This is a genomic window from Streptomyces sp. NPDC015127, assembly GCF_043080095.1.
In the GTDB taxonomy this organism is placed as follows: Bacteria; Actinomycetota; Actinomycetes; order Streptomycetales; family Streptomycetaceae; genus Streptomyces.
This window is the reverse complement of sequence record NZ_JBIBVE010000001.1, coordinates 309602-325422: the sequence shown is the minus strand read 5'-3', so window position 1 is coordinate 325422 and position 15821 is coordinate 309602. Positions and strand designations below refer to the sequence as shown.

Here is a 15821-nt window from a genome sequence, read left to right as displayed (position 1 = left end):
GGCGCGCCGTGTGCCGGACGGTGGGGCGCGACGCACCGAACGGGTCGGCGGGCCACGTGCCCCGGACGGTGACGCGGGAGCCCCCCGTCCCGGCACCCCCCACACATAGCTGCCCCGCACACCGTCCCATCCCGCTGTCCCCGATCCCTGCCCACCTCGTACAGAAAGGCACACCCCATGGCACTGCGGTTCGGTACCGACGTCTCCACGGCGGAGACCGACTACGGCACGGTACTTCTGGACGAACGCAGCGGTATGTACTGGGAGTTGAACCCCACCGGCACCGTGGTGATCAAAACGCTGCTCGAGGGCGGTGACGAAGCCGCCGCGGTCGCCGCCCTCGTCGACGAGTTCGACATCGACCAGGAACAGGCGGCTCAGGACGTCGCGACCCTGGTGAGGGACCTGCGGGCGACCGGGCTGGCCGCATGACGACGCCGAGCGCGCTGGTGCGGCCGGTCGGCGTCCCCTTCGCCCGCAGGGCCGCCGCCAGGGCCGTCCTCCTCCCTGCCATCGTGCTGTCCCTGCTGCCACCGCGGCGGGTCCGCGCCGTGCTCGGCGTCGTATGCCGGGGAGCGCGGCCCGCCACCGTCGACCAGGCGAAGAACGCACGAGACGCCATGTGTGCTGTGAGCCTCCGCTGCGCGGGACCACGCGGCTGCCTGCCCCGGTCCCTCGGCGCGGCGCTGCTGTGCCGGCTGGGTGGACACTGGCCGACGTGGTGCACGGGGGTACGAGTGGTGCCCCCCTTCACTGCGCACGCCTGGATCGAGGCGGACGGCCGGCCCGTGGACGAAGGAGTGCCCGACGGCTACTTCACCCGCCTCATCGCTGTCGCCCCGCCGCGGAGCCGGAGCCGATGAAAGCGATCGTCACCGACACGAACTCCCACTCCGACACCGAAGCGGATACGAGCGGCGGACCGCACGCGTCCGGGAAGACCCCCGACGCGGACGGTCCGCCGCACACAGTGGACGGCCGGGCCGGGCCGGGGCCCCGTACCGGCCGCCACGCGCGGCGGCCGCAGGGCCGTGACCGATCCACCCGTGCCGCCGTCGCCACCATGTACCGGCTCACCGCCGCACACCGGGCGTCCATCGTCGTCGCCACCGTCCTCACCCTCGTCGGCTCCGCCCTGGGGCTGGCCCAGCCGCTCGTCGCCAAACAGGTCGTGGACGCCGGCGCGAACGGCCGGGCGATCTGGCCGCTGCTGATGCTGCTGGGCGGCCTGTTCGTCTTCGAGGCCGCCACCGGCGCGGTCGGGCGCTTCGTCCTGGAGCGCATGGGGGAAGGCGTGGTGCGAGGGCTTCGCCACAGTCTCGTGTCGCGGCTGCTCCGCCTGGAGATGAAGGAGTACCAGCGGCACCGCAGCGGTGACCTCATCTCCCGTACGACGGCCGACACCACCCTCTTGAGGGAGGTGGTGGCCCAGGCACTGGTCGACCTGGTCACCGGCGCCCTCGTCGCCGCCGGTGCGATCGTTCTCATGCTGTGGATCGATCCACTGCTGCTGGTCCTGGTCGCGCTGACGGTGGCGACCGCCGCCGTCGTCGTCGCCTCGCTCCTGAGGGGTATCCGGGCGGCCTCCGAACACATGCAGAACTCCGTCGGCGCGATCGCGGCGGATCTGGAGCGCGCCATCGGCGCCCTGCCGATGGTCCGCGTGCACCGCGCGGAAGACCGCGAAGCGGCCCGTATCGGCGAACGGGTCGACGCGGCGTACGACGCGGGCGTACGGACCGCGAAACTCGCCTCCGTGATGAGTCCAGCCGTCGAACTCGCCGTCCAGGGCTCGTTCCTGCTCGTCCTGGTCATCGGCGGCCTGCGGGTGAACGGGAGCACCAACTCCCTCGGAGACCTGGTCGCCTTCCTGCTGTACGCCTCCTCCCTGGTGCTGCCGCTGTCCTCCGTCTTCCGCGCTGTGGGGCTGATCCAACGCGGCATGGGTGCGTACCAGCGCATCGAAGAGGTGCTGGAGATGCCCGTCGAGCCCCGACCCGGGCCGGCGGAGGCCGCCGGGCCCACCGCGACCGGGGTTGCGGCTCGGCACCCGGTGAGCACCGCGGCTCCGGCTCTCGTCCTCCAGGACGTCCACTTCGCCTACGCCCCGGACCGACCGGTGCTGCGGGGCGTATCCCTCACGGTTCCCCACCGGCAGCAGGTCGCCCTGGTCGGCAGGTCCGGCGCCGGCAAGAGCACCGTCTTCGCCCTGGTGGCCAGGTTCTACGAACCGGACTGCGGCCGCCTGCTCTTCGACGGCCGGCCGGCGACGGAGCTGAGCCGCGCGGAGTGCCGGGCGCGTATCGCCGTCGTCGACCAGAACAGCTACGTCGTACAGGGCTCGCTGTGGGACAACATCACCTACGCGGTGCCCGACGCGACGGAGACGGACGTCCGGCGGGTCGTCGAGCTCGCCCAGCTGGGAGAGCTGGTGGCGCGACTTCCGGGAGGACTGGCCTGCCCGCTCGGCGAACGCGGCGGAACCCTGTCGGCCGGCGAGCGGCAACGCGTGGCCCTGGCCCGCGCCCTGCTCGCCCGCCCGTCGCTGCTCCTGCTCGACGAACCGACCTCGCACCTGGACGCGGTCAACGAGAGGGCCCTCACCACGGTGATGAAAGGCATCACCCAGGAGTGCTCCGTGCTGGTGATCGCCCACCGGCTCTCCACAGTGCAGCACGCCGACAAGATCGTCGTGGTGGAGGACGGCCGAGCCGTCGCCTGCGGACATCATCAGGAACTCCTGTCGACGAGCCCGGCCTACCGGGAACTGGCATCGGCGCAGATGATCCGGGGCTCCGGACCGGGCAGGGGGTGAGGCGGGCCGGTGGTTTCCGCTGTTCGCCACCGCCGTGGCGCCGGAGACCGGCCGGTTCGCTGCCATGAGGGGCGAGACCGGCATGCGGGCCGCGAACGCCGCGCGGAAGCTGGTCCTATGGGGATCGCTCGGAAGGAGCCGTCGTCATGGGAGGCAGCACGCAGTGCCCTCGCGGCATGATGCTGTGCCACAACGACGTGTGCCCTGGCAACGTCGTGTTTCGAGAGGGCCGGGCCGTCGCCCTGATCCATTTCGACCTGGCCGCTCCGGGCCGCCCGTTGTGGGACGTCGCCATGGCCGCCCGCTCCTGGGTCCCAGGCCTGGCTGGCGGGCCAGCGCGGCATTCACGTCAGCCCTGCTCGACTGACCTGCTCCTCTGACCCGGTCGGACGCTCGGCGCGGCGGCGTCGTACCGTGCCGGCTCCCCGGGGCTGTACGACGGCGGCCCTGCCGGATGCGATCAGGTCGAGATCTCCGCCATCGCCGTCCGTTGAGTCACCACTGATTCGCATCGGCCCCCGGGCCTACGAGAAGGATCGGAACACACCGTCCGGATCGGTGAACGCCGCCTCGGCGAAGTCCTCGAAGTCCATGTTGGCGATCGACAGGTTCGCGTGCACTGTGTGGACGCCTGCCGGAACGGTCCGAAACTCCCGAGGCGGCGGGCCGCCGTCCATGGGGTCGAGGTCTTCGTCCTCGTCATGGATGTCGAGGGCCAACAGCCCCCGGTGCGCGCACTGCATCGTGACGCTGTCGGCGAGGAACACCACGCTCAGGTCCTCGTCGGCTCTCGCCACGGCGAGGACGTCACCGGGCGTGGCACCGTCCCAGGCGGGATCGTCGACGAGGTGGACATCGGCGTCGTACTCGCCTCCGATTCCCCACGGCTGAACGAGATCCGCCACCACTGCCTGCCACGCGGCCTCGTCGTCGTAGGCGGTCCTGACGATCAGGGCAGCGAATTCGTCACGCCCGACGATCTTCGGCAGTACGGTCATTTGCCACTCCCAGGAGTGATCACGTAGCACGTGTAGTCGCCGGTCAGCAATGTCTTCGTTCCTTCCGCACCGTGGTGGACGGACACAGAGGACGACCCGGCGAACGCGTACCTGCCCGGGCGGCGGGTGTCGCGCACCCAGTGCTTCGGCGCGTCGGTGTACGCCTCGTCGCACTGCTCCCTCGCGTACTCCCTCCCGTCGGTGAGTGCCTTCTGCCCCGGGAAGGCGCGGTCGACCGAGACCTGGGCGTACACCCGGATGTCGGGCCGGTGCGCGCAGTCGACGGGGCGCACCACGGTGCGGGCGGCGAGCCCCGTGTCGAAGGCGGCGCACTGGCCGCCCTTCAGTGTGCCGAGCGGGGCCAGCACCTTCTCGGCGTCCTCGACACCCCGACTGGGTGTCTCGTGCTGAAGCGGTGCGCCGAAGTCGCTGAGACTGTACGACGCGTGCAGGCGCGTGACGCCGACGAGGATCTTGTGCTTGTGCAGACTTTCCAGGACCGGACCGAGGTCGGCGCGCACCGCGGTCAGCCGAACCTCGGCGTTCAACCGGACCGTCATCTCGACAGGAGCCGAGCCCCAGTCGTTTCCGGCGACCCTGAGGGCCGGCGGCAGCAACTCGGCTGCCATCTCCTGGAGCGCGGTCACCTGGTAGACACGGCTGCCGTCCGCTTCCCGCTTCGGTTGCTCCCGGGGAATCGTGCGGGGAACGAGATCGGCGAGGGTTCCGCTGTAGGGCGCCGCCTCACCGGCGGCGTGCGCGGCCAGTTCACTGGTCGGATCACCCAGCTTGTTGAACGCGCCAGGCGTGTAGCGCAGCCAGGAGGAGGCGTCCCGCCGGAAGTAGACGTCGTCGGCGGTGGTGGCCAGAATCTGCTGGATGGACTTGCCCGGCTCACCGAGGAACTTCGCGGCGCCCTCGGGGAAGTCCGTGGGGACGCGGAGTGTGAGGGTGACGTCCGAGGTCCTCCCGGCGTAGTCCTGGCTGCCGGTGGTCCGGTGCACGGCCTCCGCGTCGGGGGTGGAGTACGTCAGTGTGGAGACGAAGCGTGCGGTGCCGGCCTGCTGCGTGACCTCGGTCGCCGCGCGGAACTGCTCGGCGAGCGGCCGCCCGTAGACCGCCTCCCCGGCCTCTGGGGTGCCGCCCGTCCCGCACGCGGCGGTGCCGATGAGCGCCGGCAGCAGTGCGAGTGCGACTCTCCAGTGTCCTGCGGTCTTCACGATCCCCACCCTTTGTGTGTGTTCTGTGCGGACATGCTTCTTGTTCAGGGCCGGACGGCGCCAGCACAGAAGGATCACGATCTCGCAGGTCAGGGCGCTGATCGTCCCTGTCGGCCGGCAGCGCGGCCGACCTGGGCGCGGCAGCGGTGAGGCATCGCGCGGACGCACTCCAGGCAGTCCAGGCGGCGTTGGACGCGAACTGGCATACGCCGTGGCCTTGGGATCGGCGGATCCGTGCCCGCCCCTCCGCCAAATCGTTGCCCCCGCCCGTAAACCTCCCCCCGCCCTCCCGCAACCAACCAGCACCCAACGCCCACTGACGGGCGTGTCCATGTGCTGATGTGTGCGGGAGGACGTGCGAATGCAGACCTCGAAGCAGAACCGGTGGGGCCGTGGGCGGCGCCGACGGGGCGGGACCGCCCTCGTTGCCGCCGCCGCCCTGGTCCTCGCCCTCGGCGGCGCCTCCGCCGTCGCCGAGCCCACCGACGGGCAGCGCGCCCTCGCCGAGCCCACCAGCGGCCAGCCCGCCGCCGACGAGCAGACTCCCCGGCACCGCGTCGTGGCCACCCCCGACGCGCCCGCCGCCATCGGGCCCTATTCGCAGGGGATCTCCGCCGGGAACCTCACCTTTGTCTCCGGGCAGTTGCCCATCGATCCCAAGACCGGGGCCATACCTGCCGGAGCCTCCGTCGAGGAGCAGACGCGGCAGGTGCTACGCAATGTCGAGGCCGTGCTCAAGGCCGACGGCATGGCGTTGTCGCACGTGGTCAGCACCACCGTCTACCTCGCCGATCTCGACGACTTCGCCCGCTTCAATGCCGCCTACGCCGAGTTCTTCGGGTCCGCCGCACCGCCCGCCCGCGCCACCGTCGAGGTCGCCCGCGTGCCGCGCGACGCCAAGGTCGAGATCTCCGCCATCGCCGTCCGTTGAGTCACAGCTGAAGGGACATGATCATGTCGAGACACACGCGCACACGCTCCGGAGTCTCCCGGCGCGGTTTCGTCGGGTTCCTGGGGGCCGGGGCCGCGAGCGTCGGTATCGGGACCGTCGCATCCGCCCCGGCCGCGCACGCGTCCGCCGCGTCCGGTGCGACCGCCGCCGCGCTTCCTCCGCCCTCGTCCCCCGGCTACTGGCGCGAGGTGGAGCGCCTGTTCATGCTGGACAAGGACGTGCTGTTCATGAACGTCGGCACCGTCGGGTCGCCGCCCCGCGAGGTCCTCGACACCGTCGACCGGGTGCACCGCGAAGTCGCCGTGGGGGCGATATCCGCGTACAGCGACTTCCCCGAGGTGCGCGCCGTTGCGGCCCGCGGGTACGGGTGCGATCCGGACGAGCTGGTGATCTCCCACAACACCAGCGACGGCATGTCGAAGATCCTCGCCGGTCTCGTCCTCAAGGAAGGCGACGAGATCCTCACCACCAACCACGAGCACTCCGGCGGCAACGTGCCGATGGCCCTCGCGCGCGACCGCCACGGTGTGGTGATCAAGCGGGTCGCCCTGCCGGTCGGCAACGGCCAACGGGCCGAGGACTACGTCGAGTTGTTCCGGCGGGCCATCACCTCGCGCACCAAGGCGATGGTGTTCTCCGCGCCCACCTACAAGACGGGCACCATGCTGCCCATCCGCATGCTGGCGAAGCTCGCCCAGGACCACGGCCTGATCAGCGTTGTGGACGGGGCGCACATACCCGGCATGATGGCGTACGACTTCCATGAGCTGGGCGTCGACTTCCTCGCCGGGTCGGCCGCCAAGTGGCAGTGCGGGCCCGGCGGTACCGGCGTCCTGTACATACGCAACAAGGTCCTGCCGCGCCACAACCCCAACCCGCTGCCCGAGTTCTGGCCGGTGGTCTCCAGCGGTTACCCGGCCGAGGGCGGTCTGCCGCCGCGTTCCACCGGTCCGACGGAGACCTACGACATCGCCTCCGACCTCCAGACCGTCGGGAACAGCAGCCTCGCGGTCATGGCCGGCGTACGCAACGTCTGCGAGGTGTGGGACAGCATCGGACGGCAGCGCATCCAGGACCACGTCCTCGGGCTGTCGGCGTATCTGAAGGAGCTCGTCGTCGAACGGTGGGGGACGGGAGCGCTGTACTCGCCCAAGGACGACCCGCGGCTGGTGTGCGCTCTGACCTCATTCGCCCCCTTCCGGGATCCGCGCGACGTCCATGACGCGCAGAAGACGGCGACACTGGTGGCCCGGCTCAAGGACGAGTACGGCATCGTGATCCGCACCAGCGACTTCCCGGTCATCGGCTCGGCCAGGCCCCACCAGGCCGTGCGGGTCTCCACGCACCTGTTCCACCAGCGGGAGGACGTGGAACGCGTCGTCGACGCGGTGTGGGAGCTGTCGGGCGACATGGGCTGAGTACCTGGGAACGGGGCCGCGGAGTGCGCTCCGAGGCCCCGTTCCCTCTGTGCGGCCTCACGGTTGGACGATCACATCGATCCGCTCCTGGCGCGGCGGCCGCTCGGGTTCGGCGAACGAGTGGAGCGCCCACAGGCCGACCAGGTCGGCCACCGCCACGATCAGCACCGCGAGCACCAGCATGACCAGCCGGCGCCGCCGGTCCCGGCGCTGCCACTCCGAACGCGCCCTGGCGTAGGCGTCGGGGGACGGCACCACCGTCGAAGCCAGTGAGTCGAGGGTGTCGCGGAGCCGGGCCTCGGGGTCGTCCACACTCATCGATGGGTCTCCATGGCCCGCGACAGTGCCTGCATTCCGCGGGAGATGTGCGACTTCACGGCACCCTTGCTGATCCCCATCGCCTCGGCGATCTCCCTCTCCTTGAGGTCCATCCAGTAGCGCAGCACCAGCGCCTCCCGCTGCCGGGTGGGCAGGTTCTTCAACGCGTCCACCACCTGGCGCTGGTCCTCGTGCAGCATCGCCGTGGACTCGGCGGAGGCGATCTCCGCGACCTCCATGTCGGCATGGCGCCGGGACACCTGAAGGCGTCGTATCCGCATCCGCACGAGGTTGCACACCACAGAACGAAGGTACGCGGGTGCCGCCTCCGGCGCACGGAGCCGGTACCAGCGGTGGTGCAGCACGCAGAACGCCTCGGCGACCACGTCCTCGGCGTCCTGCTCCGCCCCCAACAGTACGGCCAGCCGTACCAGTTGGGCGTGGTGGCCGTCGAAGAGCCGGATCATCGCCGTCTCCCGCTCGACGTCCCGCAGGTCCACACCGGGCTCGGTGCCGGCCGTCATCGGCTCCAGGGCCCTCGCATGCCGCGGGGGAGCGACCGCGCCGGCGGGCTCGGGCTCGGGGGCCGTGCCGCTGCGGCCGCGGCGCCAGGGCTTGTCCGTGGCTCTCATGACCTCACCCCGCCCTCGCGCGTCGGGCGCCCTGGCCGGAGCAGTCCGGCCAGGCCGCGCGGCACGCCCAGCCGGTCCAGCGGAGGGCTGGTGAGCGCGACGACGGCCAGATTGACGGCGAGGCCGACCACACCGGCGTACACCTGGACCTGTACGGGGCCGATGGCGAGCGTCACCAGGGAGGAGAAGCCTCCCGATTTCACCAGCGCCGTGCCGACGACCATGCCGAGGAGCCAGCCGGCGAGCAGCGAGATCCGGTGCGGGGTGCGGTGCAGCAGTCCGAGCACGATCGTCGGCAGGATCTGGAGCACCCACACCGCGCCGAGCAGGTGGAGGTTGATGGCGGCCTGGTCGCGCAACCCGAGCGCGAAGGCGAGTGCGCCCACCTTGACGACCAGCGACATCAGCCGGGCCATCCGGGTCACCTGTGCCGCTGTGGCCGTGGGGTTGACGAACTCCAGGTAGACGTTGCGGGCGAAGAGCGTCGCCGCGCCGATGGACATCACCGCGGCCGGGACGAGCGCCGCCACGACGACGGCGCCCAGCAGCAGGCCGGCCGCCCAGCCGGGGGCCAGGTCGAGTACGAGCAGGGGGACGGTCAGTTCGGAGCGGCCCGGTGGTGGCCGGACACCCGAGGCCAGTGCCGCGATCCCGAACAGGGCGAACAGGCCCAGCATGGCCGTCCAGCCCATCAGGGTGACCGACGTGCGGCGCAGAACGTCCGCGGTGCGGGCGGAGAATGCGACCAGGAGCACATGGGGGAAGGCGAACAGGGCCAGGGCCGAACCCAGCGCCAGGGACACGTAGGCCGGGGCCAGGGACGGGTCGGGGACGAGCGCCGAGGCGCCGTCGCGCTCCGACAGCGCCGCGTCGGCCCGGGCGAACAGGGTCGCCGGGGAGCCCACGTCGGTCAGCACGAGGGCGCAGACGGCGATCGTGGAGCCCACGACGAGCACGGCCTTCACCACCGAGACGAGGGTGGGTGCCCGGAGCCCGTACCGGTACGTGGAGACGGCCAGGACGGCGAAGACGGCGGTCAGCGCGGCATCACCGGCCGGTCCGTCCGGCCGCAGCCCGAGCACGGTGAGGACGGCCCGCAGCCCCAGCAGTTGGAGTGCGATGTACGGCATCGTCGCGAAGATGCCGGTGAGCGCGACCGCAAGCGCGAGCAGTGGTGAGCCGTACCGCTCGCGCACGAAGTCGGCGACGGTGACGTGACCGTGGGCCCGGGCGACCGATGTCAGACGCGGCAGCAGGACGAAGGCGATCGCGCAGATGATGACGGTGTAGGGCAGGGCGTAGAACCCGATGCCGCCGGACGTGAAGACGGCGCCGGGCACGGCGGTGAACGTGTACGCGGTGTAGATGGTGCCGCCGAGCAGGCACCAGATGAGACCGCTGCCCTGGCGGCGGTCGGCGAGTGCCCAGTCCTCGAGGTCCGCCCTGATCCCGGTGCCGCCCGCGGCGAGGCGGGCACCCCTCAGCGCGATCGCCGATGCCACCAGGACGACCGCCGCACAGGTGATCACGGGGGCGAGGTTACTCATGGCTCCTCCACGCTCGTTGTGGCCTGACGTGTCCGTTCACGGCCCCGGGACACCACCGGCGAGGCCCGAGGACCACCACCGGCGAGGCCGGCGGACCACCACCGGCGCGGTGGACGGCACACCGGCCGCCGGCGGTGGAAATCCGGCCACGTCGCGGTAAACCCCGGCGGGGCCGAACGCAACTACACGGACGCAGAACCCATGCCGGGAGGCCGTCGCGAGGCCGAACGGGTCACCGACACGAAGGAAGGAAGCCCGGACAGTCGAGGAGTGAACCACTCATTCCAGCCAAGCGATAGACCCCGTGACGCCGAGAGGCACCGCCTGCGGGGCGACGTTCCCACCTGCCCGAAAGCGCCCGAGGAGGGCGATCGGAGGGTTCCGGACGGAGGAGAGGACGCAGGCCGAGAGGGCAGTTTCGGCCGGTGTCCGGCTGCCGAATTCATCGCGGGGAGGACGCCGTTGAGGGCGGCGGAGAAAACTTCCGGAAACCTGCTGTCAACCCGCCCCCGGTCCGCCGCAACTCCTCCGTGAATCCGTTCCGCGGATCCGCCGCGCGTCGCCTCCGCCTCGCGCGCCACCGGTCCGCTTCGCGTGGTCTCCGTGCAGGAGACCCCGGCCACTGGAGCAACTGTGCTACGTAACGGCGCCCGCAGCGCGAGACCCACTCCGAAGTCGATCCTGATCTGGACGTGCGTCGCCGTCGTCGGCGCCGTCGCCTGGGGCGTGGTCGCCCTGGCCAGGGGCGAGGAGATCTCGGCCGTCTGGCTGGTCGTGGCCGCGGTCGGCTCGTACGCGATCGCCTACCGCTTCTACTCGCGCTTCATCGCACGCCGCGTCCTCGAACTCGACGACCGCCGCGCCACCCCGGCCGAGCGCCTCGACGACGGCATCGACTACCAACCCACCGACCGCCGAGTCCTGTTCGGCCACCACTTCGCCGCCATCGCGGGCGCCGGACCGCTCGTCGGTCCCGTCATGGCCGCGCAGATGGGCTACCTTCCCGGCACGATCTGGATCGTCGTCGGCGTCATCTTCGCCGGCGCGGTCCAGGACATGGTGGTCCTCTTCCTCTCCATGCGCCGCGACGGCAAGAGCCTCGGCCAGATGGCGCGCGACGAACTCGGCAGGGTGGGCGGCGCCGCGGCGCTGATCGCCGTCCTCGCCATCATGATCATCCTGCTCGCGGTGCTGGCCCTCGTCGTCGTCAACGCCCTTGCCGCATCGCCCTGGGGCACCTTCTCGGTGGCGATGACGATCCCCATCGCCCTGTTCATGGGGTTCTACCTGCGCTACCTGCGGCCCGGCCGGGTCATCGAGACCAGCGTCATCGGTGTGGCCCTGCTGCTGCTCGCCATCGTCGGCGGCGGCTGGGTCGAGAACTCCTCCCTGGCCGACACGTTCACCTGGGCGCCGACGACGCTCGTCTTCTGCCTGGTCGGCTACGGCTTCGTCGCCTCCGTGCTGCCCGTGTGGATGCTGCTGGCGCCCCGCGACTACCTCTCCACCTTCATGAAGATCGGCACGATCGTGCTGCTGGCCGTCGGCGTCGTGGTCACCGCGCCCGTGCTCAGGAACGACGCGGTCAGCCCCTTCGCCTCCTCCGGCACCGGTCCGGTCTTCGCCGGGGCGCTGTTCCCGTTCCTGTTCATCACCATCGCCTGCGGTGCCCTGTCGGGCTTCCATGCCCTCGTGTCCTCCGGCACCACGCCCAAGCTGATCCAGAAGGAGTCGCAGGTCCGTCTCATCGGCTACGGCGCGATGCTCATGGAGTCCTTCGTCGCCGTCATGGCGCTGATCGCGGCCTCCGTGCTCGACCCCGGCCTGTACTACGCGATGAACGCCCCCGCCGGACTGCTCGGCACCACGGTGGACAGCGCGTCCCAGGCAGTGGCCGGCCTCGGCTTCACCATCAGCCCGGACGACCTGGCGGCGGCCGCGAAGTCCGTCGAGGAACAGACGCTGATCTCCCGCACGGGCGGTGCGCCCACCCTCGCCTTCGGCATGGCGGAGATCTTCTCCGGTGTGTTCGGCGGCCAGGGCATGAAGGCGTTCTGGTACCACTTCGCGATCATGTTCGAGGCGCTGTTCATCCTCACCACCGTGGACGCGGGCACCCGGGTCGGCCGCTTCATGCTCCAGGACATGCTCGGCAACGTCTGGAAGCCGATCGGCCGCGTCACCTGGAAGCCGGGCATCTGGATCACCAGCGCCGTCATCGTGGGCCTGTGGGGCTACTTCCTCTACGTCGGCGCCACCGACCCGCTCGGCGGGATCAACCAGCTCTTCCCGCTCTTCGGCATCGCCAACCAGCTCCTCGCGGCGATCGCCCTCACTGTCGCCACGACCCTGCTCGTCAAGGCGGGGAAGCTCCGCTGGGCTTGGGTCACGGGCGTCCCGCTGGTCTGGGACGTGGCCGTCACCTACGCGGCCGGCTGGCAGAAGATCTTCGACAGCAACCCGAAGATCGGCTTCTTCGCCCAGCGCGACCTGTACGCCGACGCCCTCGACGCCGGAAAGATCCTGGCCCCGGCGAAGTCCGTCGACGACATGCACACCGTGGTCCTCAACTCCACCGTCGACGGCGTCATCATGGCCGTCTTCCTCGTCCTGGTCACGCTGGTGATCGCCCACGCGGCCGTCGTCTGTGTCCGAGCCGTACGGTCCCCCGAACCGCTGCCGACCACCGAGGTGCCCTACGTGGAGTCCGCGATCGACGTCCCCTCGCCGCGGGCCGAGGCACTGACCGGGGCGCGGGAGCGAGCATGAGGCCCGCCCGTCGGTTCGGCGGCGCGGCCGCACGGCTGCTGCGGGGCGTCCGGTGGTACCTGCGGGAGATCTCGGGCGCGGCGGACTACGACCGCTTCTGCCGACGGCACCGGGAACACCACCCGGACGAAGCGGTCCCGTCCCGGCGGACGTACGAGCGGCTGCGGGCCCGTCACCGGGAGGAGAACCCGCAGAGCCGCTGCTGCTGACGGGCCGCCAGGGGGTGGGCGCCGGGGCTTGGCCCCGGGCCCACACCGCCTCCCGATCGCGGCCCGACGGGCTTCGTGCAGGTACTGGTGTCCGGCTGTCGATCATCAGTCGTTAATATCCCCGCATGTCCGAGAGCGCCGTACAAAGCCGCCTGCGAGACGACCCGCGCACCGCCGCGGTCGTTGCCGACCTGGGTGTCCTCCCCGACGTCTACGCCACGGCGCTCTTGGAAGTCCTGGAGCCCGAGGAGGTCGTCCAGGCCATCTATCACAACGGTTGGGGCAATGCCGTCCTCACGCAGAGCGGCCTCATCCTGTTCCGGAATCTCGTGTCGCCCAAGGCGACCCGCGTGCCCGAGCCCCTGCGGATCCTCCGTCGCACCTACGGCATGTTCCGCTCCGTCGAGATACTCGTCGAAGGGACGCCGCACAAGCTGCACGGCTCGAAACTCGACCCCAAGGGAGAACTCCTCCAGGCCAGGGGATCGTTCCTGCCCCCGGAATCCCCTCTGCGCCCCGCTCGTGGGAAGCGGGTCCTCACCTGGGTGCGCCGGCATCCCGTCCTTGTGTCCACGGGCGCGGCCGTGATGTTCTTCACCGGCCTGGGGACAGGCCCCGGCGGCGAGGAGAGCGCGGCGCAGGTTCGCGCGGACCGCGTTGTGGTCGGCGATTTCAGCGGGACTCCGCTCTCCACCGCCGTCGCGGAGGCCGGCGCCCAGCCATGGCTGAGAGTGTCGGCAGGTGACGCTTCCTCCGCCCTCCGGCCGGTGACGACGACCGAGCAGGGCTGGCGGGTCTGCTTCCAGAGTCCCTCCCGTGACGAGACGGTCCGCCCGTCCGTCACAGCATTGACGCTGTACGCGGTCCCTGAGCGGGAAGAGTGCCCGACGCGACTGCACGGTGCCCGCCGGGTCGTGATGCCGGACCTCGTCGGTGAGCGGTTCGTCGATGCCTCGCGGACCCTGGAGGACCTCGGGCTCGATCGCACGTTCCTCTTCCACGCGCACACCGGCCAGCGTCTGGACGAACAGTCGCGTGACCTGTCCGACTGGCCGGTGTGCAGGCAGCAGCCGGACCCTGACACCGAGGTCTCGGTCAGCACCCAGGTCGATCTGTGGCTGATCGGCCCCGGCGATCCCTGTACCGAACCCAGTCCGAAGCCCAAGCCCAAGCCGAAGCCGAAGCCGAAGCCTGAGCCCAAACCGAAGCCGCGTCCCCAGCCCTCCTACGGAACCACCTCGGGCGGTGGCACCACCGGAGGCAGTACTGGTGGCAGCAGCACCAGCGGTGGCTCAACCTCCGGCGGTTCCTCCGGCACCTCGGGCGGGAGCACCGGCAGCACTGGAGGCCAGTCCGGCATCCAGTTCGGGCAGTACTGCTCTCCCGTGGGCGCCACCGCGACGACAGCCGACGGGCGGCCCGCGAAATGCTTCATGGGCAAGGACGGCCAGGCTCGATGGGGCTACAACTCCGGATGAGAGGTCGCGCACCACGCGAAGGCGAGGGAACGACTCTCGCGCGTGGGCCGGGGCGGCCCCGAAGGAGCCTCACCTCCTCGTACAGCGCAGTTGGTCCGTGTCCACCGCCTCGGCCGTCACGCGCATCCCCGCGTCGTTGGGGTGCAGATGGTCGCCGCCGTCGTACGCCGGAAGCATCCGGGACGGGCGTGCGGGGTCCCTGATCGCCGCGTCGAAGTCGACCACCTCGTCGAACAGGCCGCCGTTCCTGATGAACGCGTTCACCTGCTGCCGTACGGCCTCGCCGCCCGCCGTCCACTCGCGCCAGCCCTCGTACGGCATGACCGTCGCCCCGACCACGCAGACGCCCGCAGCCTGCGCCCACTCGACGATCCGCCGGTAGCCGGCGATCAGTTCACCGGCCGTGGGGGCGGGAGTCGCCTTGATGTCGTTGACGCCCTCGAACAGGACCATCGTCCGCACGCCCCGCTGGGACAGCACGTCGCGGTCCAGCCGCTTGAGGGCGCTCTCGCCCGAGCCGTCGCTCAGCACCTTGTTGCCGGAGATGCCCTCGTTGGCCACGCCCTTGATACGCGTCGTGGGGTCGTTCTGGAGACGGGCGGCGAGGAAGTCCGGCCAGCGGCGGTTGGTGTCCGGCGTGGACGAGGCGCCGTCGGTGATCGAGTCGCCGAGCGCGGCGACCGCGCCGATGCCCCGCCGGGCGTCGACCACGACGGCGTCGAGGTAGAACCACGAACGTACGGTACGGGTGTACGGCGTCGCCGACTCGTCGGCCGCGTGGTCGCCCACCGGCGCGACGTACGAGGTCTGCAGACCCATCCGGTGCCCGGTCGCCGTGCCGGCGGCCTGCCGCACGTACAGGCTGACGGCGAGGTCGGACCCCGGCCGTACGCTGCCCGGCAGCGGATCGCTGTAGACCGCCCCGCCGGGCGGGACGGTCACGGAACCGGCGCCACCGAATGTCAGCGCGCGGTCGGAGCCGGGGACGACGGCCGCGCCCGATGCCCGCAGCCCGGCCCGCACCGTGCCGAAGGTCACCGGCTGCTCGCCGAAGGCGTTGGAGAGGCGGACGCGCAGGGCGCTGCCGCCCGCGCTGGTGCGGACGACGAGGCGGTACGTGAGGTCCTGCGCCGCGACGCCGAGCCGGTCGGCGCTCGCCGCCCAGGTGACCACCTGGGTCGTGGACCGGGGAGAAGGTGCGGCGTGGGCGACGGTGAACGCCGTTGCCGTGAGCGCCGTCGCCAGCGAGGCGACGACCGTGGTGCGCAGAAGGGACCGGGGCGAACGTGACCAGGATCTGTTCATGTTCCGCGTGACCTCCGATGCGTTCGTGGCGCATGTGGTCGTTGCATTGACCCGCGTCGGACGCTTCCTGTCCATACCGCCTGCGCCGCCGAACTCCCGTCCGGGGCAGGGCAGTTACTTGCCGCCGCCCGTACCGCCTGCGAGGATCGCTGATCGATCG

14 protein-coding genes and 1 pseudogene are annotated in these 15821 nt (G+C 71.0%); 9 read left to right on the top strand and 6 right to left on the bottom strand.

The genetic code is table 11. The features are described from left to right. Nucleotides 1–177: 177 nt before the first annotated feature. From ACF08N_RS01385 to ACF08N_RS01370, 4 genes and pseudogenes are all read left to right on the top strand, one after another. Nucleotides 178–432 carry a lasso peptide biosynthesis PqqD family chaperone gene (locus tag ACF08N_RS01385; protein ID WP_392322488.1) on the top strand — a complete coding sequence of 85 codons (255 nt, stop codon included), beginning with the start codon at nt 178–180 and terminating at the stop codon, nt 430–432. Beyond that, nucleotides 429–863, top strand: coding sequence for a lasso peptide biosynthesis B2 protein (locus ACF08N_RS01380; RefSeq protein ID WP_392322487.1), 435 nt, complete (start codon nt 429–431; stop codon nt 861–863). Before ACF08N_RS01385 ends, ACF08N_RS01380 begins: the two co-directional genes overlap by 4 nt. Continuing rightward, nucleotides 860–2815, top strand: a complete 1956-nt coding sequence (locus tag ACF08N_RS01375; protein WP_392322486.1) for an ABC transporter ATP-binding protein — start codon at nt 860–862, stop codon at nt 2813–2815. Before ACF08N_RS01380 ends, ACF08N_RS01375 begins: the two co-directional genes overlap by 4 nt. A 173-nt stretch (nt 2816–2988) precedes the next feature. Next, a pseudogene (locus tag ACF08N_RS01370) lies at nt 2989–3138 on the top strand (phosphotransferase); the annotation flags it as partial. 201 nt (nt 3139–3339) lie between these two features. On the opposite strand, the gene ACF08N_RS01365 reads toward ACF08N_RS01370, so the two are convergent. Together ACF08N_RS01365 and ACF08N_RS01360 are read right to left on the bottom strand one after the other, a co-directional pair. Next, the gene (locus tag ACF08N_RS01365) at nt 3340–3813 is read right to left on the bottom strand and encodes a DUF6924 domain-containing protein (protein ID WP_392322485.1); all 474 of its coding nucleotides are present in this window, start codon (nt 3811–3813) and stop codon (nt 3340–3342) included. Next, entirely contained in the window at nt 3810–5033 is a 1224-nt protein-coding gene (locus tag ACF08N_RS01360; RefSeq protein ID WP_392322484.1) for a hypothetical protein, read from the bottom strand. The genes ACF08N_RS01365 and ACF08N_RS01360 overlap by 4 nt, the downstream gene beginning before the upstream one ends. Before the next feature lie 361 nt (nt 5034–5394). Between ACF08N_RS01360 and ACF08N_RS01355 the strand changes: the two genes are divergently transcribed. Then, nucleotides 5395–5964 (top strand): RidA family protein, encoded by a 570-nt coding sequence (locus ACF08N_RS01355; RefSeq protein ID WP_392322483.1) that lies wholly within the window; start codon nt 5395–5397, stop codon nt 5962–5964. Nucleotides 5965–5987: 23 nt separating this feature from the next. Then, nucleotides 5988–7403, top strand: a complete 1416-nt coding sequence (locus tag ACF08N_RS01350) for an aminotransferase class V-fold PLP-dependent enzyme (protein WP_392322482.1) — start codon at nt 5988–5990, stop codon at nt 7401–7403. A gap of 57 nt (nt 7404–7460) precedes the next feature. On the opposite strand, the gene ACF08N_RS01345 is transcribed toward ACF08N_RS01350, so the two are convergent. From ACF08N_RS01345 to ACF08N_RS01335, 3 genes are read right to left on the bottom strand one after another with little or no spacing between them, the layout of a single operon-like run. Next, nucleotides 7461–7721 carry a hypothetical protein gene (locus ACF08N_RS01345; protein ID WP_392322481.1) on the bottom strand — a complete coding sequence of 87 codons (261 nt, stop codon included), beginning with the start codon at nt 7719–7721 and terminating at the stop codon, nt 7461–7463. After that, a complete protein-coding gene (locus ACF08N_RS01340; RefSeq protein WP_392322480.1) occupies nt 7718–8353 on the bottom strand; it encodes an RNA polymerase sigma factor in 636 nt (211 codons plus the stop codon). Before ACF08N_RS01340 ends, ACF08N_RS01345 begins: the two co-directional genes overlap by 4 nt. Beyond that, on the bottom strand, nt 8350–9900 hold the full coding sequence (locus ACF08N_RS01335) for a sodium:solute symporter (RefSeq protein ID WP_392322479.1): 1551 nt from the start codon (nt 9898–9900) through the stop codon (nt 8350–8352). Before ACF08N_RS01335 ends, ACF08N_RS01340 begins: the two co-directional genes overlap by 4 nt. 633 nt (nt 9901–10533) lie before the next feature. On the opposite strand from ACF08N_RS01335, the gene ACF08N_RS01330 reads away from it, so the two are divergent. The 3 genes from ACF08N_RS01330 to ACF08N_RS01320 all read left to right on the top strand — a co-directional run bounded on the left by ACF08N_RS01330 (nt 10534) and on the right by ACF08N_RS01320 (nt 14356). Then, the gene (locus ACF08N_RS01330) at nt 10534–12669 is read left to right on the top strand and encodes a carbon starvation CstA family protein (protein WP_392322478.1); all 2136 of its coding nucleotides are present in this window, start codon (nt 10534–10536) and stop codon (nt 12667–12669) included. Next, nucleotides 12666–12878: a YbdD/YjiX family protein gene (locus tag ACF08N_RS01325; RefSeq protein WP_392322477.1), complete on the top strand. Its 213-nt coding sequence runs from the start codon at nt 12666–12668 to the stop codon at nt 12876–12878. Before ACF08N_RS01330 ends, ACF08N_RS01325 begins: the two co-directional genes overlap by 4 nt. Nucleotides 12879–13003: 125 nt before the next feature. Beyond that, nucleotides 13004–14356, top strand: a complete 1353-nt coding sequence (locus ACF08N_RS01320) for a PASTA domain-containing protein (RefSeq protein WP_392322476.1) — start codon at nt 13004–13006, stop codon at nt 14354–14356. A gap of 69 nt (nt 14357–14425) precedes the next feature. On the opposite strand, the gene ACF08N_RS01315 is transcribed toward ACF08N_RS01320, so the two are convergent. Further along, nucleotides 14426–15661, bottom strand: coding sequence for an SGNH/GDSL hydrolase family protein (locus ACF08N_RS01315; RefSeq protein WP_392322475.1), 1236 nt, complete (start codon nt 15659–15661; stop codon nt 14426–14428). Nucleotides 15662–15821 lie beyond the last annotated feature (160 nt).